This window comes from Limimaricola variabilis, assembly GCF_034371605.1.
In the GTDB taxonomy this organism is placed as follows: Bacteria; Pseudomonadota; Alphaproteobacteria; order Rhodobacterales; family Rhodobacteraceae; genus Limimaricola; species Limimaricola variabilis.
This window is the reverse complement of record NZ_CP139691.1, coordinates 2,709,547-2,729,997: the sequence shown is the minus strand read 5'-3', so window position 1 is coordinate 2,729,997 and position 20,451 is coordinate 2,709,547. Positions and strand designations below refer to the sequence as shown.

At 68.4% G+C, this 20,451-nt stretch carries 20 protein-coding genes; 7 read left to right on the top strand and 13 right to left on the bottom strand.

Annotated elements, in window-relative coordinates; genetic code table 11:
• The first annotated feature begins 20 nt into the window (after positions 1-20).
• A complete protein-coding gene (gene mce, locus T8T21_RS13660; protein WP_322335974.1) occupies positions 21-425 on the top strand; it encodes a methylmalonyl-CoA epimerase in 405 nt (134 codons plus the stop codon).
• A gap of 9 nt (positions 426-434) precedes the next feature.
• The gene (locus tag T8T21_RS13655; RefSeq protein ID WP_183472529.1) at positions 435-734 is read left to right on the top strand and encodes a DUF1467 family protein; all 300 of its coding nucleotides are present in this window, start codon (positions 435-437) and stop codon (positions 732-734) included.
• Here T8T21_RS13655 and T8T21_RS13650 read toward each other — a convergent pair.
• The 5 genes from T8T21_RS13650 to T8T21_RS13630 all read right to left on the bottom strand — a co-directional run bounded on the left by T8T21_RS13650 (position 718) and on the right by T8T21_RS13630 (position 4,966).
• A complete protein-coding gene (locus tag T8T21_RS13650; RefSeq protein WP_183472532.1) occupies positions 718-1,425 on the bottom strand; it encodes an EI24 domain-containing protein in 708 nt (235 codons plus the stop codon). The genes T8T21_RS13655 and T8T21_RS13650 overlap by 17 nt on opposite strands.
• Positions 1,422-2,000 (bottom strand): nitroreductase family protein, encoded by a 579-nt coding sequence (locus T8T21_RS13645; RefSeq protein WP_322335973.1) that lies wholly within the window; start codon positions 1,998-2,000, stop codon positions 1,422-1,424. Before T8T21_RS13645 ends, T8T21_RS13650 begins: the two co-directional genes overlap by 4 nt.
• Before the next feature lie 64 nt (positions 2,001-2,064).
• Positions 2,065-2,520 (bottom strand): A24 family peptidase, encoded by a 456-nt coding sequence (locus tag T8T21_RS13640; protein WP_322335972.1) that lies wholly within the window; start codon positions 2,518-2,520, stop codon positions 2,065-2,067.
• A gap of 106 nt (positions 2,521-2,626) precedes the next feature.
• The gene (mgrA, locus tag T8T21_RS13635) at positions 2,627-3,661 is read right to left on the bottom strand and encodes an L-glyceraldehyde 3-phosphate reductase (RefSeq protein WP_322335971.1); all 1,035 of its coding nucleotides are present in this window, start codon (positions 3,659-3,661) and stop codon (positions 2,627-2,629) included.
• A gap of 93 nt (positions 3,662-3,754) precedes the next feature.
• Positions 3,755-4,966, bottom strand: a complete 1,212-nt coding sequence (locus T8T21_RS13630; RefSeq protein WP_246391228.1) for an AI-2E family transporter — start codon at positions 4,964-4,966, stop codon at positions 3,755-3,757.
• A 137-nt stretch (positions 4,967-5,103) separates the two neighbouring features.
• Here T8T21_RS13630 and ettA point away from each other — a divergent pair, with 137 nt between their 5' ends.
• Together ettA and T8T21_RS13620 are read left to right on the top strand one after the other, a co-directional pair.
• A complete protein-coding gene (gene ettA / locus T8T21_RS13625; protein WP_183472545.1) occupies positions 5,104-6,759 on the top strand; it encodes an energy-dependent translational throttle protein EttA in 1,656 nt (551 codons plus the stop codon).
• Between the two features lie 395 nt (positions 6,760-7,154).
• Positions 7,155-7,358 carry a hypothetical protein gene (locus T8T21_RS13620; protein WP_183472547.1) on the top strand — a complete coding sequence of 68 codons (204 nt, stop codon included), beginning with the start codon at positions 7,155-7,157 and terminating at the stop codon, positions 7,356-7,358.
• Positions 7,359-7,369: 11 nt separating this feature from the next.
• Here T8T21_RS13620 and T8T21_RS13615 read toward each other — a convergent pair whose 3' ends face one another.
• The 7 genes from T8T21_RS13615 to T8T21_RS13585 form a co-directional block, all read right to left on the bottom strand.
• The gene (locus tag T8T21_RS13615) at positions 7,370-7,717 is read right to left on the bottom strand and encodes an H-type lectin domain-containing protein (protein ID WP_322335970.1); all 348 of its coding nucleotides are present in this window, start codon (positions 7,715-7,717) and stop codon (positions 7,370-7,372) included.
• A 91-nt stretch (positions 7,718-7,808) separates the two neighbouring features.
• Complete coding sequence (locus T8T21_RS13610; protein ID WP_183472555.1) at positions 7,809-8,246, bottom strand: F0F1 ATP synthase subunit epsilon; 438 nt, start codon at positions 8,244-8,246, stop codon at positions 7,809-7,811.
• 12 nt (positions 8,247-8,258) lie between these two features.
• Positions 8,259-9,683 (bottom strand): F0F1 ATP synthase subunit beta, encoded by a 1,425-nt coding sequence (gene atpD, locus T8T21_RS13605; RefSeq protein ID WP_085896141.1) that lies wholly within the window; start codon positions 9,681-9,683, stop codon positions 8,259-8,261.
• Between the two features lie 20 nt (positions 9,684-9,703).
• The gene (locus T8T21_RS13600; protein WP_183472558.1) at positions 9,704-10,576 is read right to left on the bottom strand and encodes a F0F1 ATP synthase subunit gamma; all 873 of its coding nucleotides are present in this window, start codon (positions 10,574-10,576) and stop codon (positions 9,704-9,706) included.
• 30 nt (positions 10,577-10,606) lie between these two features.
• Positions 10,607-12,145 carry a F0F1 ATP synthase subunit alpha gene (gene atpA, locus T8T21_RS13595; RefSeq protein WP_322335969.1) on the bottom strand — a complete coding sequence of 513 codons (1,539 nt, stop codon included), beginning with the start codon at positions 12,143-12,145 and terminating at the stop codon, positions 10,607-10,609.
• A complete protein-coding gene (locus T8T21_RS13590; protein ID WP_322335968.1) occupies positions 12,145-12,711 on the bottom strand; it encodes a F0F1 ATP synthase subunit delta in 567 nt (188 codons plus the stop codon). Before T8T21_RS13590 ends, atpA begins: the two co-directional genes overlap by 1 nt.
• Positions 12,712-12,936: 225 nt before the next feature.
• Positions 12,937-13,698, bottom strand: coding sequence for a methyltransferase domain-containing protein (locus T8T21_RS13585; protein ID WP_183472567.1), 762 nt, complete (start codon positions 13,696-13,698; stop codon positions 12,937-12,939).
• Between the two features lie 96 nt (positions 13,699-13,794).
• Here T8T21_RS13585 and gloB point away from each other — a divergent pair, with 96 nt between their 5' ends.
• The 3 genes from gloB to T8T21_RS13570 all read left to right on the top strand — a co-directional run bounded on the left by gloB (position 13,795) and on the right by T8T21_RS13570 (position 18,244).
• On the top strand, positions 13,795-14,556 hold the full coding sequence (gene gloB, locus T8T21_RS13580; RefSeq protein WP_322335967.1) for a hydroxyacylglutathione hydrolase: 762 nt from the start codon (positions 13,795-13,797) through the stop codon (positions 14,554-14,556).
• A 201-nt stretch (positions 14,557-14,757) separates the two neighbouring features.
• Positions 14,758-17,088 carry an ATP-dependent Clp protease ATP-binding subunit ClpA gene (clpA, locus tag T8T21_RS13575; protein WP_322335966.1) on the top strand — a complete coding sequence of 777 codons (2,331 nt, stop codon included), beginning with the start codon at positions 14,758-14,760 and terminating at the stop codon, positions 17,086-17,088.
• 148 nt (positions 17,089-17,236) lie between these two features.
• Positions 17,237-18,244 (top strand): M23 family metallopeptidase, encoded by a 1,008-nt coding sequence (locus T8T21_RS13570; protein WP_322335965.1) that lies wholly within the window; start codon positions 17,237-17,239, stop codon positions 18,242-18,244.
• A 3-nt stretch (positions 18,245-18,247) separates the two neighbouring features.
• Here the strand turns inward: T8T21_RS13570 and T8T21_RS13565 are convergent, their stop codons facing one another.
• Positions 18,248-20,449: a peptidoglycan -binding protein gene (locus T8T21_RS13565; RefSeq protein ID WP_322335964.1), complete on the bottom strand. Its 2,202-nt coding sequence runs from the start codon at positions 20,447-20,449 to the stop codon at positions 18,248-18,250.
• Between the last annotated feature and the right edge of the window lie 2 nt (positions 20,450-20,451).

Sequence of the window (20,451 nt, the reverse complement as noted above, 5' to 3'; positions counted from 1 at the left end):
AACCAGCAAGGAGCGCCACGATGATCGGTCGCCTGAACCACGTCGCCATCGCCGTCCCCGACCTCAAGGCCGCCGCCGCGCGCTATGCCGAGGGGCTCGGCGCCGATGTCGGCGCGCCGATCGAGCTGCCCGAGCATGGGGTGCGGGTGATCTTCGTCACGCTGCCCAACACCAAGATCGAGCTGATGGAGCCGCTCGGCCCCGGCTCGCCGATCGCCGGTTTCCTCGAGAAGTCCCCCGCGGGCGGCATGCATCACGTCTGCTACGAGGTGGAGGACATCCTCGCCGCGCGCGACCGGCTCGTGGCCACGGGCGCGCGGGTTCTGGGCGACGGCACGCCCAAGACCGGCGCGCATGGCACGCCGGTGCTGTTCCTGCATCCCAAGGATTTCGACGGCTGCCTGATCGAGATCGAACAGGTCTGAGGAGACGCCATGACCATCACCGCCGCCTTCGTGCTCTTTGCCGTGACCTGGTTCATGGTGTTCTTCGTCGTGCTGCCGCTCAGGCTCGTCACCCAGGGCGACGCGGGCGAGACGCTGCCCGGCACCCATGCCTCGGCGCCCGCCGACTTCCGGCTGGGGCGCAAGGTGAAAATCACCACAATGTGGGCGGTGCCGATCTGGGCGGCGCTCTCGGCCTTCATCCTGTGGGGCGGCGTGACGGTGCGCGACATCGACGTGTTCGGCCGCATGGCACCGCTCAGCCCGGCCCCGGTCACCGCCGCCGAGTGACCTTTCGCCCCGAGAGGCGATGATAGAGATGGGTAAAGGTGGCCGCGCCCAGCACCGGCACCAGAAGGTTGACCACCGGCACCGTCAGCGGCACCGCCATCAGGCAGCCCGCCCCCCAGATCCGGAGCGGATGGCGCTTGCGCATCGCGCGCGCCCCCGCCCGCCCCTCGCGCCGCATCGCCGCGACCTGGAAGTATTCCCGGCCCAACAGCCAGCCATTGACGCCGTAGAACAGGAACGGCGCCGCCGGCGGAAAGGCGAGGCTCGCGGCGAAGGCCGCGACGTTGACCAGCACCAGCACCGCCAGAAAGGCCACCGTATCGCGGATCTGGTCGGCGAGCGGCACCGGCCGCGCCGGCGGCAGGCCGGGGTAATGCCGCGCCTCCACCGCCTCGGCCACGCTTTCAAGGAAGAAGCCGCTCATCATCGAGGCCACTGGCAGCATCAGGAAGACCGACAGCCCCAGCATCAGCAGCAGCGAGCCCCAGCCCAGCGCGTCGTCGATCCAGGCCACCTCGCCGATCAGCGGCAATGACACCGTGTCGGGCGCGAACAGGCCGACCAGCGCCAGCAGCCCGGCATAGAGCGCCACAAGCAGCAGCACCGACAGCCCGACACCGAGCCAGAGCACACCGCGAAACCGCCTGTCGGTGAACTGCGCAAGCGCGCGCAGGACGTCGGTCAGGATCATGCCGTGCGCCACTCCGTCAGCGCCTCGACATCCGGGCGGGGACGCTCGGGCGCGGGCACCGTCTCGGTGCCGATATGAATCAGACCGGCGACGCTTTCGCCGTCGCGCAGGCCGAGCCCCTCGCGGCAGAAGGCCTCGTCATGGCTGGCCCAGCCCGAGAGCCAGTTCGCGCCCCAGCCGGCAGCGAGGGCAGCGTTGAGCAGCGACAGGCAGACGCAGGCCGCGGAATAGGTCTGCTCGATCGCGGGGACCTTGTCGCTCGGCTTCGGCGCCGAGATCACGGCCACCACGAGATCGGCGTCGCGGAACTGCGCCACCGCCTTCTCGCGCTTGTCCTCCGCGATGCCGAGCGCTTCCGCCCGGGCCGGGACCAGCGCCGCGAGCCGCTCCAGCGCGGGCTTCTCCAGAACGATCAGCCGCCACGGCTCCAGCTTGCCATGATCGGGCACCCGCAGCGCGGCGGTGAGGAGCGGGCGCAGCGCGTCGCGGTCGGGAGCCGGCGCGCGCAGCGTCTTGGCGGGGCGAGAGCGGCGGTTGAGCAGGAAGTCGAGCGCCTGGGGGTTCGGATCGGGCATGGGGCCTCCGCAGCAAGGGTCGCGCCCTTCCTGCCGCAGATCGCCGGGGAGGAAAAGCCGGGGGTCAGATCCCCATGGGCAGGATCATCGCCGCCGCGGCGATCGACAGGCCGAGCGGATAGCGCCCCTGCGCCCGCAGGCCGGCCCAGGACGATTCGGGCCCGCCCGCCACGCGGCGCAGCCCGCTCAGCATCAGCACGCCCGCCAGCATGGTCATCGACAGCAGCAGCGCAAAGGATGGCAGCGCCGCCGGTGGCACCAGCGGCACCAGCACGGCGAGCATCTTAACGTCGCCGCCACCCATCACCCGCAGCGCGAAGAGCGCCAGCCCGACGGCGAACACCGCCACCCCGGCCATCAACCGCATGCCGAGATCGGGCATCAGCCCGGCCAGCGCGCAGCCCAGCCCCACCAGCGCCACCGCGCCGACCAGCAGGTTGGGAATGCGCATGTGGCGCAGGTCGGTCCAGATCATTGCCGCCATCAGCGGCGCGACGAGGATCAGGGGCAGGTCGTCCATGGCGGGGCTCCGGATAGGTCACGGTCCCCGCACCCTGCCCCGCGACCACGCCGCCAGCGGGGCGCAAAGGCGGCGCCTTCGTGGCGCCGCCCCCCGTTGTCCGCGATCAGTTTCCGAGTTCAGCCGAGGCTGCCCAGAGATTGATCTGCTCCTCGTCGGCATAGCGGTCGATCTCGGCCAGCTCCTCGGCGGTAAAGTCGAGATTGGCCACCGCGCCGGCGCAGTCCACGACTTGGCTGGGCTTGGAGGCGCCGATCAGCGCGGTGGTGATGCCGCCATCGCGCAGCACCCAAGCGATCGCCATCTGCGCCAGCGTCTGGCCGCGCCGCTCCGCGATTTCGTTGAGCTTGCGGATGTTGCCGATGGCCTTCTTGCTCAGCATCGAGGGAAAGAGCGACTTGTCCTGCGCGGCGCGGCTGTCCTCGGGAATGCCGCCGAGATACTTCCTGGTCAGCATGCCCTGCGCCAGCGGCGTGAAGGCGATGGAGCCGATGCCGAGTTCGGTCAGCGTGTCCTTCAGCCCGTCGCGCTCGACCCAGCGGTTGAGCATGTTGTAGCTCGGCTGGTGGATCACGCAGGGCGTGCCGAGATCCTTGAGGATCGCCGCCGCCTCGCGGGTGCGCTCGGAGTTGTAGCTGCTGATCCCGGCATAAAGCGCCCGGCCCGAACGCACGATGTGATCGAGCGCGCCCATCGTCTCCTCGAGCGGGGTCTCGGGATCGAAGCGGTGGGAATAGAAGATGTCGACATAGTCGAGACCCATCCGCTTGAGCGACTGGTCGCAGGACGCGATCAGGTACTTGCGGCTGCCCCATTCGCCATAGGGGCCGTCCCACATGTGGTAGCCGGCCTTGGAGGAGATGATCAGCTCGTCGCGGTAGCCCGCGAAATCGGTCCTCAAGATCTCGCCGAAGGCGGTCTCGGCCGCGCCCGGCTCGGGACCGTAATTGTTGGCGAGGTCGAAATGCGTGATGCCGTGGTCAAAGGCCGTCTGGCAGATATCGCGCTTGGTCTGGTGCGGCGTGTCGTCACCGAAATTGTGCCACAGGCCCAGGCTGACGGCGGGCAGCTTCAGGCCCGAGCGGCCGCAGCGACGATAGGCCATCCGCTCGTAGCGGTCGGCGGCGGGGGTATAGGTCATGTCGTGAATCTCCCTTAGGCCGGGCCCGGCCACGGCCCCGGCGTCGCGCCGAAACCTAGGACGGGGTTCCCGGTACTGTCAAACCGCCCCCATTCAGACCGGCCGCGCGGCGCGCTTCTCGGACCGGCCGCCATTCTCCGCCTGATCCTCGGTCTTCATCGCCGGATCGCCGGAAAGGAAACTGCCGAAGGCCTTGAGCGAGGGGACGTGGTCGCAGATCGCCTTGACCACCACGAGGAACGGCACCGCCAGCACCGCGCCCGGCACGCCCCACAGCCAGATCCAGAACGCCACTGTGACGAAGACTGACACGATGTTGAGCTCGAGCCTGCGGCCCACCAGCATCGGCGTAACGAAGTTGCCCTCGATGGTGGTCAGGGTGAAATAGGCCAGCGGCGCCAGCAGCGCGTAGGGCACGGAGTCGAACGAGACCAGCGCGAAGGCCCCGACCGAGACCGTGCCGATGATCGCGCCGATGAAGGGCATGAAGTTCAGCAGGAAGGCCAGCGTGCCCCAGACATGCGGCATCGGCAGGCCGATGATCCAAAGCGCGATGCCGATCGCCAGGCCCAGACCCGCGTTGATCATGGTGATCGCGCCGAGATAGCGCGAGATCTGCTTCTCGACGTCGCGCACGATGGTCAGCGCGCGCTTCTTGTCGTGCAGCTTGGGCGAGGCCTCGACGATGCGGCGATGGTAGAAATCCCCCGAGGCCAGCAGGAACAGCGTCAGGATCATCGCCGCCACCAGCGACGAGGTGATCGAGGCAACGCTGCCCACCGCGGCCGGGATCGGGCCGGATTGGTCGACCACCACCTCGACCTTCTCGCCTTCGCCCGTGGCGCCGGCGGCGTCGGTCATCTCGGTCACCTGCTGACCCACCTCCTGGATCGAGGCGAGCCGGTCCATCAGCCCGGCGAGCTTCTGCTGCACCTCCGTGCCGATCTGCGGTGCCCGCGCCGCCATGTCGCCGATCGGGCCGGAGAGGAAATAGCCCGCAACGCCGAACCCGAGCCCGATCGCCAGCATCACCAGAACCGCGCTGATCCCCGGCGTGATTCCGATCCGCTGCATGCCGCGCACCACCGGCCGCAGCGTCAGCGTCAGCAGGATCGCCAGCACGATCGGCAGCAGAACGTCGCGCGCGAAATAGGTGGCGGTGAACAGGGCCAGCAGAAACGAGCCGAGCATCAGCCGGCGGATCATCCGCAACTCCCGGAGCCGCCGTTCGGCGAGGTCCAGTTGCGGATCAACGGGCGGCTCTTCCTCGCTCGCGGCCTCGGCCTTCACCCTCTGTTCAGCCATCGCCGTCCCACCTCCAGCCGCGCGACGCTGCGCGATGCCGCCCAACGTGAGCCGCGCGCGCCGGTTCCGCGCGGGCGCGATTGCTACGCAGCGTCCTCGGGCGTATGAGGGGGGCCGATCGCAGACAGGAGTTCCCGATGGCCAGCTATCAATACGTCTATCACATGGACGGCGTCTCCAAGACCTATCCCGGCGGCAAGAAGACCTTCGAGAACATTCGGCTGAACTTCCTGCCCGGCGTGAAGATCGGCGTGGTCGGCGTCAACGGCGCCGGTAAGTCCACCCTGCTCAAGATCATGGCCGGCATCGACAAGGACTTCCAGGGCGAGGCCTGGGCCGCCGAGGGCGCCAAGGTCGGCTACCTGCCGCAGGAGCCGCAGCTCGACGAGACCAAGAACGTCCGCGAGAACGTGATGGAGGGCGTCGCCGCCAAGAAGGCCGTGCTCGACCGCTACAACGAACTTGCCATGAACTACTCGGACGAGACCGCCGAGGAGATGGCCAAGCTGCAGGACGACATCGACGCCCAGAACCTGTGGGATCTCGACGCGCAGATCGACGTCGCCATGGAGGCGCTGCGCTGCCCCCCCGACGATGCCGACGTGAAGACCCTTTCGGGCGGCGAGAAGCGCCGCGTGGCGCTGTGCAAGCTGCTGCTCGAAGCGCCCGACATGCTGCTGCTCGACGAGCCGACCAACCACCTCGACGCCGAGACCATCGCCTGGCTCCAGAACCACCTGATCGAGTACAAGGGCACCATCCTCGTCGTCACCCACGACCGCTACTTCCTCGACGACATCACCGGCTGGATCCTCGAGCTCGACCGCGGCCGGGGCATCCCTTACGAGGGCAACTACTCCTCCTGGCTGGAGCAGAAGGCCAAGCGGCTCGAGCAGGAAGCCCGCGAGGACAAGTCCAAGCAGAACACGCTGCAGCGCGAGCTCGAGTGGATGCGGCAGGGCCAGAAGGCCCGTCAGGCCAAGTCCAAGGCCCGGATCGCGGCCTATGAGGAACTGGCGAGCCAGTCCGAGCGCGAGCGCGTCGGCAAGGCCCAGATCGTCATCCCCAACGGCCCGCGTCTCGGCGGCAAGGTGATCGAGGTCGAGGGACTCAAGAAAGCGATGGGCGACAAGCTCCTGATCGAGAATCTCGACTTCACCCTGCCGCCGGGCGGCATCGTCGGCGTGATCGGCCCGAACGGCGCCGGCAAGTCGACCCTGTTCAAGATGCTGACCGGCCAGGAGCAGCCCGACGACGGCAAGATCGAATTCGGCGACACGGTCAAGCTGTCCTATGTCGACCAGAGCCGCGACGACCTCGACCCGAACGCCACCGTCTGGGAGGCGATCTCGGGCGGCGCCGAGGTGATCGAACTGGGCGACGCCTCGATCAACTCCCGCGCCTATTGCGGCGCCTTCAACTTCAAGGGCGGCGACCAGCAGAAGAAGGTGAGCCTGCTTTCGGGCGGTGAGCGCAACCGCGTGCACATGGCGCGGCTCTTGAAGGATGGCGGCAACGTGCTGCTGCTCGACGAACCGACCAACGACCTCGACGTCGAGACGCTCCGCGCGCTCGAGGATGCGCTGGTGGACTTTGCCGGCTGCGCCGTCGTGATCTCCCACGACCGCTTCTTCCTCGACCGGATCTGCACCCACATCCTCGCCTTCGAAGGCGAGGCACATGTCGAGTGGTTCCAGGGCAACTTCGAGGATTACGAGGAAGACAAGAAGCGCCGTCTCGGGGCGGACGCGCTGGAGCCCAAGCGGGTCAAGTTCAAGAAGTTCACGCGCTGAACCCTTCGGGGCCGCCGAATCGCGGCGGCCCCTCCCCTACCCGACGGGGCAATTCGAACGCGCCCGGGTGCAGACGACACCATCAAGTGGCCTGCACTGCCCCGCCCCGGCCATTATCCGCCGCCCCGATACCGCGACGCGGGTTTGTTCACGAATCCTGAGAAATCCGGAATTCGGCCGGCAACTCATGCCCTTGCCGGATCAGTCGCGAAACATCCGAAAACGGGACCGCTTCCCGCCGAAATTTTCCGCGCATGCATGCCGATCACATGCTTGCCAGCCTGCCCTCGCCGTAGGATGCTACGCAATCCAAGGGTGTACCGCCGCGCCTTGAAGCAGCCACACTCCGGCCGGATTTGCTTGCGACAGTCGGGGAGTATCGCAGGAGAACGGATATGGGCACGATCTTCATCATGGCAGGCAGCCTTCTCGGCTTCGTCACCGCGGTTCTGCTGGTCGGCTTCGGCAGCGTATCGCTGCTCGCCGGTCTCGGCATCTGGATCGCCTCCGGCCCGGTCTCCGCGCTGCTCTTCGTGACGCTGGTCCTGCCGCTGAGCCGGGGCATGCTCGGCCACGGCCCGCGCCACTACCTCGCCTGAGCCCGACAGGCTCAGTCGACCTCCCACATCTCCTCGTCGCGGCAGGGACCGAAGGCGATCCATGCCACCCGCAGCCGGGCGATCCGGCTGTCCGCCCAGGTCCCGACCCGCAGATCGAACCCGGCCGCGTCGATCGCCTCCGCCGAAAGGTCGAGCCGCAGCGACGCGCTGTTCGACACATCCCACATCGTCACCCCCAGATGCACCACCGGCGGCGCCATGAAGGGCGTGTCGAACGTCACACGGCGGCGCACTTCCCGCGCCCCCTCCCCGGTCCACATCGGCCCGTCATTCTCGAAATCCGAAAACGGCATCACCTCTCCCTGAGCGATGCCGAAGCTGCCGCGCATCCGCTGCATGCCTGTTCCTCCCTTCACGCCCGTCCTCCCGGGCCGGACAAGAAAAGGCCCCGCCGAAGCGGGGCCTTGTCGTCTTTGATGTACGCGGCGTTCAGAAGTTCGGCTGCTTCGGGTCAAGCCCGATATGCGTGCCGACCGCGACCATGTCGGCCAGCAGCTTCGCCGTGTCGTCCACCGGGCCGGGCTCGTTCTCGAACTTCGCCCGCGCGTCGCGATGCGCCGCGGCGAATTCCTCGATCAGCCCTTCATAGACCTCCTGCGTGACCTCGCCGCGCGGCAGCGCACGCTCGGCCAGAACGGAGACCTGGTCGGGGCCGATCTCGGCGAAACCGCCCGAGACCACGTAGTCGTCGGTGCCGCCCTGATGCACGACCTGCAGCAGGCCGGGGCGCAGGGTGGTGATGGTGGGCGTGTGGCCCGCCATCGCCGTCAGGTCACCATCGGTGCCCGGAATGCGGATCTCGGTCGCCTGAACGGAAGCGAGCTTCCGTTCGGGGCTGACCAGATCGAATTGCAGCGTCTCGGCCATGAAGCCCTCCTATCAGGCCGCGGCGGCGGCCATTTTCTCGGCCTTGGCCTTCACCTCGTCGATGCCGCCGACCATGTAGAAGGCCGATTCCGGCAGGTGGTCGTACTCGCCCGCGACGACCGCCTTGAACGAGGCGATGGTCTCCTCGAGCGGCACCTGAACACCGTCGGAGCCGGTGAACACCTTCGCCACGTCGAAGGGCTGCGACAGGAAGCGCTGGATCTTCCGGGCGCGGGCCACGGTCAGCTTGTCCTCTTCCGACAGCTCGTCCATGCCGAGGATGGCGATGATGTCCTGCAGCGACTTGTAGCGCTGCAGGATGCCCTGCACGTCGCGCGCCACCTGGTAGTGCTCTTCGCCCACGACCGCAGGGTCCATCAGGCGCGAGGTCGAGTCGAGCGGGTCCACGGCCGGGTAGATGCCGAGCTCGGAGATCGCGCGGTTGAGAACCGTGGTCGCGTCGAGGTGCGCGAACGAGGTCGCCGGCGCCGGGTCGGTCAGGTCGTCGGCCGGCACGTAGATCGCCTGCACGGAGGTGATCGAGCCGTTCTTGGTCGAGGTGATCCGCTCCTGCAGGGCGCCCATGTCGGTCGCCAGCGTCGGCTGGTAGCCCACGGCGGACGGGATACGGCCCAGAAGCGCCGACACCTCGGAGCCCGCCTGGGTGAAGCGGAAGATGTTGTCGACGAAGAACAGCACGTCGGTGCCGGACTGGTCGCGGAACTGCTCGGCCAGCGTCAGGCCGGTCAGCGCGACGCGGGCACGGGCTCCCGGAGGCTCGTTCATTTGGCCGTAAACCAGGGCCACCTGGCTCTCACCGAGAGCGTCCGGCTTGATGACGTTGGATTCGATCATCTCGTGGTAGAGGTCGTTGCCCTCACGGGTCCGCTCGCCCACGCCGGCGAACACGGAGTAACCCGAGTGCACCTTCGCGATGTTGTTGATCAGCTCCATGATGAGAACGGTCTTGCCCACCCCGGCGCCGCCGAACAGGCCGATCTTGCCGCCCTTGGCGTAGGGGGCGAGCAGGTCGATCACCTTGATGCCGGTAACGAGGATCTCCGAGCTGGTCGACTGCTCGGCGAAGCTCGGCGCGTCGGCGTGGATCGGACGGGTCTCGGTCGCATCGACCGGGCCCTTCTCGTCGATCGGCTCGCCGATGACGTTGAGGATGCGCCCCAGCGTCGCGTTGCCGACGGGCACCGAGATCGGCTTGCCGGTGTCGGTGACGGCGGCGCCGCGGACGAGGCCCTCGGTCGCATCCATCGCGATGGTGCGAACGGTGTTCTCGCCGAGGTGCTGGGCCACTTCGAGAACCAGCTTCTTGCCGTTGTTTTCGGTGGTCAGGGCGTTGAGGATCTCCGGCAGGTGATCCCCGAACTGCACGTCCACGACGGCGCCGATGACCTGGGTCACTTTGCCTTGTGCTGCTGCCATGTGTTGTACTCCGGTTCTCTTTAGAGCGCCTCAGCGCCCGAAATGATTTCGATCAGCTCGTTGGTGATGACCGCCTGACGCGAGCGGTTGTACTCGATCGTCAGCTTGTCGATCATCTCGCCCGCGTTGCGGGTCGCGTTGTCCATCGCGCTCATCCGGGCGCCCTGTTCGGAGGCCGCGTTCTCGAGCAGCGCCGCGAAGATCTGCGTCGCCACGCCGCGCGGCAGCAGATCCGCGAGGATCTCCTCCTCGCCGGGCTCGTAATCGTAAAGCGCCGTGTCGGCCTCTTCCCCACCCTCGAAATGGGCCGGGATGATCTGCTGCTCGGTCGGGATCTGGGTGATCACGTTCTGGAACCGGGCATAGTAGATCGTCGCCACGTCGAACTCGTCCGCATCGAAGCGGCCGAGCACGTCGCGGGCGATGTCCTGCGCGTTGGCATAGCCCACGCGCTTGACGTCGGTGAGGTCGATATGGCCCACGAAATACTTGCCGTAGTCGCGGCGCAGCATCTCGCGGCCCTTCTTGCCGACGGTGAGGATCTTCACCGTCTTGCCCTGCGCCAGCAGCTCGCTGGCCCGGATCCGCGCCTTGCGGACGATCGAGCCGTTGAAGCCGCCGCACAGGCCGCGCTCGGCGGTCATCACGACGAGCATGTGCACGTCCTCCTTGCCGGTGCCGGCAAGGAGCTTGGGCGCGCCATCAGAGCCGCCCACGGAGGAGGCGAGCCCCGCCATCACGGCGTTGAACCGCTCGGCATAGGGGCGCGCCGCTTCGGCGGCATCCTGGGCACGGCGGAGCTTTGCCGCCGCGACCATCTGCATCGCCTTCGTGATCTTGCGGGTCGATTTGACCGACGCGATCCGGTTCTTGAGGTCCTTCAGACTAGGCATCGGCCAGCCTCCCTAGTTCCGTGGCTGGTTTCAGGCGAAGTCCTTGGCGAAGGCGTCGAGCGCCTTGCGGATGCGGGCCTCCGCATCGCCCTTGATCTTCGGGTCCTCGGTGGTGATCCAGTCCAGCAGCTCGCGCTCGTTGGTGCGCAGATGCTTGAGCAGGCCCTGCTCGAAGCGACCGACGTCCTTGACGGCGATCTTGTCGAGATAGCCCTGGGTGCCGGCGAAGATCACGCAGACGATCTCGGCGTTGGTCAGCGGCGAGTACTGCGGCTGCTTCATCAGCTCGGTCAGACGGGCACCACGGTTCAGCAGCTGCTGGGTCGAGGCGTCGAGGTCGGAGCCGAACTGCGCGAAGGCGGCCATCTCGCGGTACTGCGCGAGCTCGAGCTTCACCGGACCGGCGACCGACTTCATCGCGTTGGTCTGGGCCGAGGAGCCCACGCGCGACACCGACAGGCCGGTGTTCACCGCCGGGCGGATGCCCTGGTAGAACAGCTCGGTCTCGAGGAAGATCTGACCGTCGGTGATCGAGATCACGTTGGTCGGAATGAAGGCCGACACGTCGCCGCCCTGGGTCTCGATGATCGGCAGCGCGGTGAGCGAACCGGCGCCCAGCTCGTCGTTGAGCTTGGCCGAACGCTCCAGCAGGCGCGAGTGGAGGTAGAACACGTCGCCCGGGTAGGCTTCGCGGCCCGGCGGGCGGCGCAGCAGCAGCGACATCTGACGATACGACACGGCCTGCTTGGACAGGTCATCATAGATGATCAGCGCGTGCTTGCCGTTGTCGCGGAAATACTCAGCCATCGCGGTCGCGGCGTAGGGCGCCAGGAACTGCATCGGGGCCGGGTCGGAGGCGGTGGCGGCGACGACGATCGAGTACTCGATCGCGCCGGTCTCCTCGAGCTTCTTCACCAGCTGCGCCACGGTCGAGCGCTTCTGGCCGATCGCGACGTAGACGCAGTAGAGCTTCTTGCTCTCGTCGTCGCCGGCGGCTTCGTTGTAGCTCTTCTGGTTCAGCACGGTGTCGAGAGCGACGGCGGTCTTGCCGGTCTGACGGTCGCCGATGATCAGCTCCCGCTGGCCACGGCCGATCGGGATCATCGCGTCGACCGACTTGAGGCCGGTCGCCATCGGCTCGTGCACCGACTTACGGGGGATGATGCCGGGCGCCTTGACGTCGGCGACGCGACGCTCGGAAGCCTCGATCGGGCCCTTGCCGTCGAGCGGGTTGCCGAGGCCGTCCACGACGCGGCCGAGAAGGCCCATGCCGGCGGGGACGTCCACGATCGAGTTGGTGCGCTTGACGACGTCACCTTCCTTGATGTCGCGGTCCGAGCCGAAGATCACGCAGCCGACGTTGTCGGTCTCGAGGTTCAGCGCCATACCTTGGATGCCGCCCGGAAACTCGACCATCTCGCCGGCCTGGACGTTGTCGAGGCCGTGGACGCGGGCGATGCCGTCACCGACGGAGAGCACGCGACCAACCTCGGCGACCTCGGCCTCCTGGCCGAAACTCTTGATCTGGTCCTTCAGGATCGCGGAGATTTCCGCAGCTTGGATCGCCATTATCCGACCTCTTTCATGGTGTTCTGGAGTGCCTGGAGCTTCGAACGGATCGAGGTATCGATCCTCTTCGAGCCCAGCTTGACGACGAGACCGCCGATGAGGCTTTCATCCACGATCTGATTGATCTTCACCTCGCGGCCCGCGCTCTCCTTGAGAGCGGCGGCCAGCGCGGTCTTCTGCTTGTCGGAAAGCGCCTTGGCGGTGGTGACGTCGGCGGTGATCTCGCCGCGCGCCTCCGCGAGCTTCTCGTCGAGCGCGCGCAGCATCTGCGGCAGCACGAAGAGCCGGCGCTTGGAGGCCATCAGCCCCAGCACGTTAGTGGTGGTCTGGGTCAGCCCCATCTTCGCGGCGATCGCGGCGATGGCCCGGCCCTGGTCTTCGCGCGAATAGATCGGCGAGGAGATCAGGTCGCGGAACTCCGCGCTCTCGGCCAGCGCGGCCCGCAGCGCGTCGACATCCGACGTCAGGGCGGCGAGGTCGTCGCCCTCCCGCGCCAGGTCGAACACGGCCGTGGCATAGCGTTGCGCGATGCCGGTTGAGATCGATGCTGGTTCGGACACGTCCACCCTTCCGCAGTCTTGGGCCCGGCGATCCCGCGGCCGGCGAGAGCGGCAACGGTCGGGCAGCTTGCAAGGCCCTCGCGCGGGCGAAGGCCGTCAAAATCAGGGGCGATGTAGCAGAGCGATCCGGGTGTCGCAACCGCCTTGAGCCTGCCCGTGACGGGCATCTGCACCCGTGTCACAAGCCTTTGGCGGGTGCGACGTTTTGCCCCTGCGGCGAATGTCTTGCCGCTAGTGCCGGCGCGACGGCTCCGGTACCGGCGCGCCGATCCCCTCGAGCACCCGCAACGGCCGCTTGACCGCGGAGGTCAGGCCCGGCCGGGTCGGCGCCGCCATCTGCTTGGCGGCCTCGACCATCAGGACGCCGCCGGTGTTGAGCACCGGCATGTGCCGCCCCGCCCGCTCCAGGAACGCCGCCGAGCGGCGCCAGCCGCGGCGCAGGCTGGGCGGACGGTAGAGCGCCGAGATCGAGCGCTCGACCACGAAGCCGTGCCGCCGGAGCTGCGCCTCGAGCTGTCCCAGTGAATAGGGACGGCCATAGCCGAAGGGCGTCGCGTCCGAGCGCGACCACAGCCCGGCGCGGTTCGGCACCACGAAGACCGCCTTGCCCCCCGGCCCCAGCGCCCGCCAGCATTCGTCGAGCAGCGCGCTCGCATGCTCGGAGGTTTCGAGCCCGTGCATCAGCACCAGTCGGTCAACCTGACCGGTCCTGAGCGGCCAGAGCGTCTCCTCGCACAGCACCGAGACGTTGGGCTGGCCGGCCGGCCAGGGCATCACGCCCTGCGGCCCCGGCATCAGCCCGATCACCCGCCGCGCATCCGGCAGGTAGGGCCGCAGCAAGGGCACGGCGAAACCGTATCCCGCCACGGTCTGTCCCTGCACATGCGCCACCGGCCACCATTCGACGAGCTGGTCGCGAATGACCTTCTGCGCGGCGCGGCCCAGCGCGCTGCGATAATAGAAGTTGCGCAGGTCGAGCACGTCCAGATGCATTGCGGGCCGATGTCCCCTGGTCCAGAATTGGCGGGCCGGTGGCCAAGGCCGGTCCGGGCGCCGGGTCACCATAGCAACCAAAACGCAGGTGCCGCCATGCCTCTCGAACTTCTCACCGTTCCGTGCCTCTCCGACAACTACGCCTACCTGCTGCACGACCCAGCCAGCGGAAAGACCGCGCTGGTCGATGCGCCAGAGGCGGCGCCGATCCAGGCCGCGCTCGACCGGCATGGCTGGCACCTCTCGGACATCCTGATCACCCACCACCACGACGATCATGTCGCCGGGCTGGCCGAGCTGCGCGAGGGCGCGCGGGTGATCGGCGCGGCCCCCGACGCGCAGCGCCTGCCGCCGCTCGACCACGCAGCCCGGCCGGGCGAGACGCTGCAGGTGCTCGACGAGCCGGTGGAGGTGATCGACGTGCCCGGCCACACGATCGGCCATGTCGCCTTTCATTTCCCACAAAGTCGCATGGCGTTCACCGCCGACAGCCTGATGGCGCTCGGCTGCGGCCGGCTGTTCGAGGGTACGCCCGAACAGATGTGGGATTCGCTGCGCCGGCTGCGTGACCTGCCGGGGCCGACGCTGATCTGCTCGGGTCACGAATACACCCAGAGCAACGCCCGCTTCGCGCTGACGGTGGAGCCGGACAACGCGGCGCTGCGCGACCGCGCCGCCGAAATCGACCGCGCCCGTGCCGAGGGCCGCCCGACCGTGCCCTCACGCCTGTCCGACGAACGCGCCACCAACCCGTTCCTGCGCGCCGACATGCCCGAGCTGCAACGCGCCGCCGGGCTCGAAGGGCACAGTCCAGCGGAAGTGTTCGCCGAAATCAGACGCAGAAAGGATCGCTTCTGAGACAATCCGCGGCAGGGCTGCAACGGAAGGGGAGGCTTTGGCATGCAAAGAACACAGCCGCGTGACGTCGCACCCTCCGGCGCCGGGTTTTTGCGAGTTTTAACTTGAAGCGCCGCCGATAAACCCGATCTTTAACTACAGAGGCCACGGTCAGGGCGGGGCTATCTCCGCCCGGACCCCCGATCAGAGGAGCACATCGCCGTGCCGTCTTTTTCGACCACTCTCGAGCAGTCCATCCATGCGGCGCTGGCTCTGGCCAATGCCCGCCGCCACGAACTCGCGACCCTCGAGCACCTCCTGCTGGCCCTGATCGAGGAACCCGACGCCGCCCGTGTGATGCGGGCCTGCGCCGTCGATCTGGACGAGCTGCGAAAGTCGCTCGAGGATTTCATCGAGGATGATCTCTCCACCCTCGTCACCGACGTGGACGGCTCCGAGGCCGTCCCCACCGCCGCCTTCCAGCGCGTGATCCAGCGCGCCGCGATCCATGTGCAGTCTTCGGGCCGCACCGAGGTGACCGGCGCCAACGTGCTCGTCGCGATCTTCGCCGAGCGCGAATCCAACGCCGCCTACTTCCTGCAGGAGCAGGACATGACCCGCTACGACGCGGTCAACTTCATCGCCCATGGCCAGGCCAAGGACCCGGCCTTCGGCGAGAGCCGCCCGGTGACCGGCGCCGCCGAGAAGGACGAGGAAACCGGCTCCGCCGCCGGCGGCGCGTCGAGCGAGGAGAAGGATTCGGCACTGGCGAAGTACTGCGTCGACCTCAACGCCAAGTCCCGCAAGGGCGACGTCGACCCGCTGATCGGCCGCGAGCACGAGGTCGAGCGCTGCATCCAGGTGCTCTGCCGCCGCCGCAAGAACAACCCGCTCCTGGTGGGCGATCCCGGCGTCGGCAAGACCGCCATCGCCGAAGGCCTCGCCTGGAAGATCGTCGAGGGCGCGGTGCCCGAGGTGCTCTCCGAGGCCACGATCTTCAGCCTCGACATGGGCGCGCTGCTCGCCGGTACCCGCTACCGCGGTGATTTCGAGGAGCGGCTGAAGGCGGTGATGACCGAGATGGAAAACCATCCCGACGCGGTGCTCTTCATCGACGAGATCCACACCGTGATCGGCGCGGGCGCCACCTCCGGCGGCGCGATGGACGCGTCCAACCTGCTGAAGCCCGCGCTGCAGGGCGGCAAGCTGCGCTGCATGGGCTCGACCACCTACAAGGAGTTCCGCCAGCACTTCGAGAAGGACCGCGCGCTGTCGCGGCGCTTCCAGAAGATCGACGTCAACGAGCCCTCGGTCGAGGACGCGGTGAAGATCCTTAAGGGGCTCAAGCCCTATTTCGAGGATCATCACCAGATCAAGTACACCCACGACGCGATCAAGACCGCGGTGGAGCTGTCGGCGCGCTACATCAACGACCGCAAGCTGCCCGACAAGGCGATCGACGTGATCGACGAGGCCGGGGCGGCCCAGCATCTCGTGGCCGAGAGCAAGCGGCGCAAGACCATCGGCGCCAAGGAGATCGAGGCGGTGATCGCCAAGATCGCCCGCATCCCGCCCAAGAACGTCTCCAAGGACGACGCCGAGGTGCTCAAGGATCTCGAACCGACGCTCAAGCGCGTGGTGTTCGGGCAGGACAACGCGATCACCGCGCTCTCCTCGGCGATCAAGCTGGCCCGCGCCGGCCTGCGCGAACCCGAGAAGCCGATCGGCAACTACCTCTTCGCCGGCCCCACCGGCGTCGGCAAGACCGAGGTGGCCAAGCAGCTCGCCTCTACCTTGGGCGTGGAGATGCTGCGCTTCGACATGTCGGAATATATGGAGAAGCACGCGGTCAGCCGCCTGATCGGCGCGCCTCCGGGCTATGTCGGCTTCGACCAGGGCGGTCTTCTGACCGACGGTGTCGACCAGCACCCGCATTGCGTGTTGCTCCTCGACGAGATCGAGAAGGCGCATCCGGACGTGTTCAACATCCTGCTGCAGGTGATGGATCACGGCACGCTGACCGACCATAACGGTCGCAAGGTGGATTTCCGGAACGTGATCCTGATCATGACCTCGAACGCGGGCGCCGCCGAGCAGGCCAAGGAGGCAATCGGTTTCGGACGGGCGCGTCGCGAGGGCGAGGACACGGCCGCGATCGAGCGGACCTTCACGCCGGAGTTCCGCAACCGTCTCGACGCGGTGATCTCCTTCGCGCCGCTGGCGCCGGAGACGATCATCTCCGTGGTCGAGAAGTTCGTGCTTCAACTCGAGGCGCAGCTGATGGACCGCAACGTCCATATCGAGCTGACCCGTGAGGCCGGGGAGTGGCTGGCCGAGAAGGGCTACGACGAGAAGATGGGTGCCCGCCCGCTGGGCCGGGTGATCCAGGAGCACATCAAGAAGCCGCTCGCCGAGGAGCTGCTGTTCGGCAAGCTGACCAAGGGCGGCATCGTCCGGGTCGGCGTGAAGGACGACAAGATCGAGCTCGCCTTCGAGGAGCCGGGGGCCAAGCGGCTTTCGGGCAATCGCCCGCCCCTGCTCACCGCCGAGTAACCGGCAAGCAGACGACGAGACGACACGCGCGGCCCCTCGGGCCGCGCGTTTTTCTTTGTACCGCGTCGAGCAGCGCAGGTCGCCTCGCCAAGCTGGCACTCCGCATCACCGCGCGCCATGCTGGCCTCGACCCTGCAGGAGCCTTTCCATGTCCCGTTCCGCCCTCGCATTCCGATCCCATCTCGCGCTGATCCTGGCGCTCGCGCCCCTCGCCGCCACCGCGCAGCAGGACGCCTCGGGAGCCGCGGGAACGGTCTTCCGCCTCGCCCTGCCGATCGACTGCACCCTCGGCGAGAGCTGCGTGATCCAGAACTACGTCGACACCGATCCCGGCCCGGCGGCGCATGACTATAGCTGCGGACCGCTGGCCTATGACGGCCACAAGGGCACCGATTTCCGGCTACCGACCATCGCCTCTCAGAGCGAAGGGGTCGAGGTGCGCGCCGCAGCGCCCGGCGTCGTGCTCGGCACACGCGACGAGATGCCCGATATCCTGCAAGGCTGGGAGGGCGCGCCGAACCTGGGCGGACGCGACTGCGGCAACGGCGTCTCCATCGGCCATGAGGGCGGCTGGGAAACGCAGTATTGCCACATGGCACTAGGGTCGATCTCGGTCGAGACGGGCCAGCGGGTCGAGGCGGGCGACCGGCTGGGCGAGGTCGGCCTGTCGGGACAAAGCCAGTTCCCGCATCTGCACCTCTCGGTCCGCCGCGACAGGATCGAGGTCGATCCGTTCGACCCTGAGGACCGCATCGATTGCGGGGCGGCGGAGCGGACGCTCTGGATCGAGCTGCCCGCCTATCTGCCCGGCGGCCTGCTCGATGCCGGTTTTGCACCGGGGGTGCCGGATTATCTCGACATACAGCGTGGCACGGCCGACCAAGACATCGGGCAGGACACGCCGCTGGTGCTCTGGGGCTATGCCTTCGGCGGACGGGCCGGCGATGTCATGCGGCTCGCGGTCGAGGGGCCCGAGGGCATGGTGTTCAATGAGGAAGTCCCGCTCGAAAAGACGCAAGCGCAGCTGTTCCGCGCCACCGGGCTGAGTGCGCCCGAGGGCGGTTGGCCGGTCGGCGACTATGCCGGACGGGTCGTCCTTCTGCGCGACGGCGCGCCGCTGTCGGAGCGGCGCGCTTCCATCACGCTCGGCGAGTAAGGCTCAGCGCTCGGTGAGCTTCAGCTCGATTCGCCGGTTGCGCGCGCGCGCATCGGGCGTGTCGCGCGGATCGAGCGGGCGATGCTCGCCAAAGCCGTTGGCCGAGAGGCGCTCTGGCGGAATGCCTTCCTCCTCGCTCATGTAACGCACCACCGAGAGGGCGCGCGCCTGGCTCAGTTCCCAGTTGTCGGCGAAGCGTCCGCCGCGGACCGGGATGTCGTCGGTATGGCCGTCGACCCGGATCACCCAGTCGATGCCCTCCGGGATCTCTTCGGCGATGCGCCGCAACAGCGCCGCGACCTTGGCGATCTCGTCCTTGCCGGCCTCCGACAGCGTCGCCTCGCCCTGGCCGAACAGCACCTCCGAGGAGAAGACGAAACGGTCGCCCGCGATCCGGACCCCCTCCTCGTCCTCGAGCATGCCGCGCAGCGCGCCGAAGAATTCCGAACGGTAGCGTTCCAGATCCTCGGCCTCGGCCGCCAGACGCGCCGCCTCTTCCTCGAGCCGGGCGCGCGCCTCGGCCTCCAATTCCCGGCGACGACGCTCCTCGGCCGCGGCGGCCGCCAGCGCTGCGTTGAGCTGACGACCCAGATCCTCGATCTCGGCCTCGGCCACCGCGCCGGTGGTTTCGGCCTGACCCAGAAGCGACCGCAGCTCGGCCACGTCCTCGCGCAGCGCCGCGACCTGCGCGTTGAGCGCCGCCATGCGGCGCTGCGCCTCGGCGCTCTGGCCCTCCTCTTCCGAAAGCCGGCTGCGGGCGATCGCCAGCAGCGCGGCGCGACGCTCGGCCTCGTCCATGGCGGTGTCGGCCCGCGCGCGCGCAGATTCCAGATCGCTCAGCGCCGCGGCCAGGCGCGCCTCAAGGTCGGCGCGCTCCTGCTCGGTCTCGCCGCGATCGCGCGACAACGCCTCCGCCCGGGCCTGCGCCGCATCGCGCGCCGCAAGAGCCGCCGACAGCCGGTCGGCGAGATCGGCCCGCCGCTGCTCGGCCTCGGTCCCGGCGGCGCGCGCGGCCTCGGCCTCGGCGCGGGCCGCGTCGCGGTCGAGCACCATCTCGGCCAGCTTTTCCTGCAGCTCCGCCTCGGTGGCCCCGGCCCTCTCCAACGCAGCATCCAGCTCGGCGCGCAGCGCCGCGAGGTCGGCTTCGCCCGCGTCGCGGGCGGCCAGCGCCGAGGCCAGCCGGACCGACAGGTCCTCGCTCTCGGCCTGCGCCTGCGCCAATGCCGCGCGCGCCTCCTCCAGCTCGGCCTCGGTGCTTTCGGCGAGATCGAGCGCCGCGGCGAGCCGGGCGTCGAGCCCCTCGCCCTCGCGCAGCGCGCGGGTGAGCGCGTTCTGGCTTTCCTGGCGCGCCAGCAGCGCCTCCGCCAGCGCCCGGTCGAGATCGGAGCGCGCGGCCTCGGCCGCGGCCAGCAGCGTCAGCGTCTCCTCGGCCTCGCGCCGCTTTTCCTCGAGCGCCAGCGTCATCGCCGACAGCTCCGCATCCGCGCCCTCGAGCCGGTCGCGCAGCCGTGCGGCGGCTGCGGCCTCGGCCAGCCGCTCCGCCTCGAGCGCCGAAAGCCGCTCCGCATCCTCCTCGCGCGCGGTTTCGAGCCGGGCGATGGTTTCCTCGTCTTCCGCGCCCTCCGCCTCGAGATCGGCGATCAGCGCCTCAAGCGCCTCGCGTCGCGCCGCCGCCAGCCGCGCGGCCTCGGCCTGGGCGTCGATCTCCTCGCGCGCCGTGGCGAGGGCGGTGGCTGCGGCATCGCGGGCGGTCTCGGCCTCGCCTGCGCGCTGCCGTTCCTCCGCGAGATCCTCCTCCAGACCCGCGATGCGCGCCTCGGCCTCGCCGCGCGCCGACAGCAGCGCCGCGACCTGCGCCTCGAAATCGGTGATCTGTCCCCGCGCGGCGTCGAGTGCGCTGTCCTGCGCCGCGATCCGCTCGGCCTGTTCTTCGGCTCGCGCCCGTGCCCGGTCCAGCTCGGCCCCCAGCTCGTCGCCGCGCGTGCGTTCCAGCCCCAGCGCCGCGCCGAGCCGTTCAACCTCGGCGCCCAGCTCGTCGAGCTCGCTGGCCTGACCGGTGATCGTGTCCCGCAGCACGAACTGCACCACGGTGAAGACCGTGAGCACGAACATCAGCACCAGAAGCAGACCCGTCATCGCATCGACGAAGCCCGGCCAGATCGAGGCCTGGAAACGGTTGGAGCTGCTGCGGCGCTTGAGGGCCATTG

Bases quoted from the DNA above. Each gene is read 5' to 3' on its own strand.
- T8T21_RS13620 (WP_183472547.1), top strand. From the start codon at position 7,155: ATGGGCACGATCTTCATCATGGCAGGCAGCCTTCTCGGCTTCGTCACC.
- gloB (WP_322335967.1), top strand. From the start codon at position 13,795: ATGCCTCTCGAACTTCTCACCGTTCCGTGCCTCTCCGACAACTACGCC.
- atpA (WP_322335969.1), bottom strand. From the start codon at position 12,145: ATGGCGATCCAAGCTGCGGAAATCTCCGCGATCCTGAAGGACCAGATC.
- T8T21_RS13640 (WP_322335972.1), bottom strand. From the start codon at position 2,520: ATGGACGACCTGCCCCTGATCCTCGTCGCGCCGCTGATGGCGGCAATG.
- T8T21_RS13610 (WP_183472555.1), bottom strand. From the start codon at position 8,246: ATGGCCGAGACGCTGCAATTCGATCTGGTCAGCCCCGAACGGAAGCTC.
- ettA (WP_183472545.1), top strand. From the start codon at position 5,104: ATGGCCAGCTATCAATACGTCTATCACATGGACGGCGTCTCCAAGACC.
- T8T21_RS13655 (WP_183472529.1), top strand. From the start codon at position 435: ATGACCATCACCGCCGCCTTCGTGCTCTTTGCCGTGACCTGGTTCATG.
- T8T21_RS13585 (WP_183472567.1), bottom strand. From the start codon at position 13,698: ATGCATCTGGACGTGCTCGACCTGCGCAACTTCTATTATCGCAGCGCG.
- T8T21_RS13650 (WP_183472532.1), bottom strand. From the start codon at position 1,425: ATGATCCTGACCGACGTCCTGCGCGCGCTTGCGCAGTTCACCGACAGG.
- T8T21_RS13570 (WP_322335965.1), top strand. From the start codon at position 17,237: ATGTCCCGTTCCGCCCTCGCATTCCGATCCCATCTCGCGCTGATCCTG.
- mce (WP_322335974.1), top strand. From the start codon at position 21: ATGATCGGTCGCCTGAACCACGTCGCCATCGCCGTCCCCGACCTCAAG.
- T8T21_RS13630 (WP_246391228.1), bottom strand. From the start codon at position 4,966: ATGGCTGAACAGAGGGTGAAGGCCGAGGCCGCGAGCGAGGAAGAGCCG.
- T8T21_RS13615 (WP_322335970.1), bottom strand. From the start codon at position 7,717: ATGCAGCGGATGCGCGGCAGCTTCGGCATCGCTCAGGGAGAGGTGATG.
- T8T21_RS13645 (WP_322335973.1), bottom strand. From the start codon at position 2,000: ATGCCCGATCCGAACCCCCAGGCGCTCGACTTCCTGCTCAACCGCCGC.
- T8T21_RS13600 (WP_183472558.1), bottom strand. From the start codon at position 10,576: ATGCCTAGTCTGAAGGACCTCAAGAACCGGATCGCGTCGGTCAAATCG.
- atpD (WP_085896141.1), bottom strand. From the start codon at position 9,683: ATGGCAGCAGCACAAGGCAAAGTGACCCAGGTCATCGGCGCCGTCGTG.
- mgrA (WP_322335971.1), bottom strand. From the start codon at position 3,661: ATGACCTATACCCCCGCCGCCGACCGCTACGAGCGGATGGCCTATCGT.
- T8T21_RS13565 (WP_322335964.1), bottom strand. From the start codon at position 20,449: ATGGCCCTCAAGCGCCGCAGCAGCTCCAACCGTTTCCAGGCCTCGATC.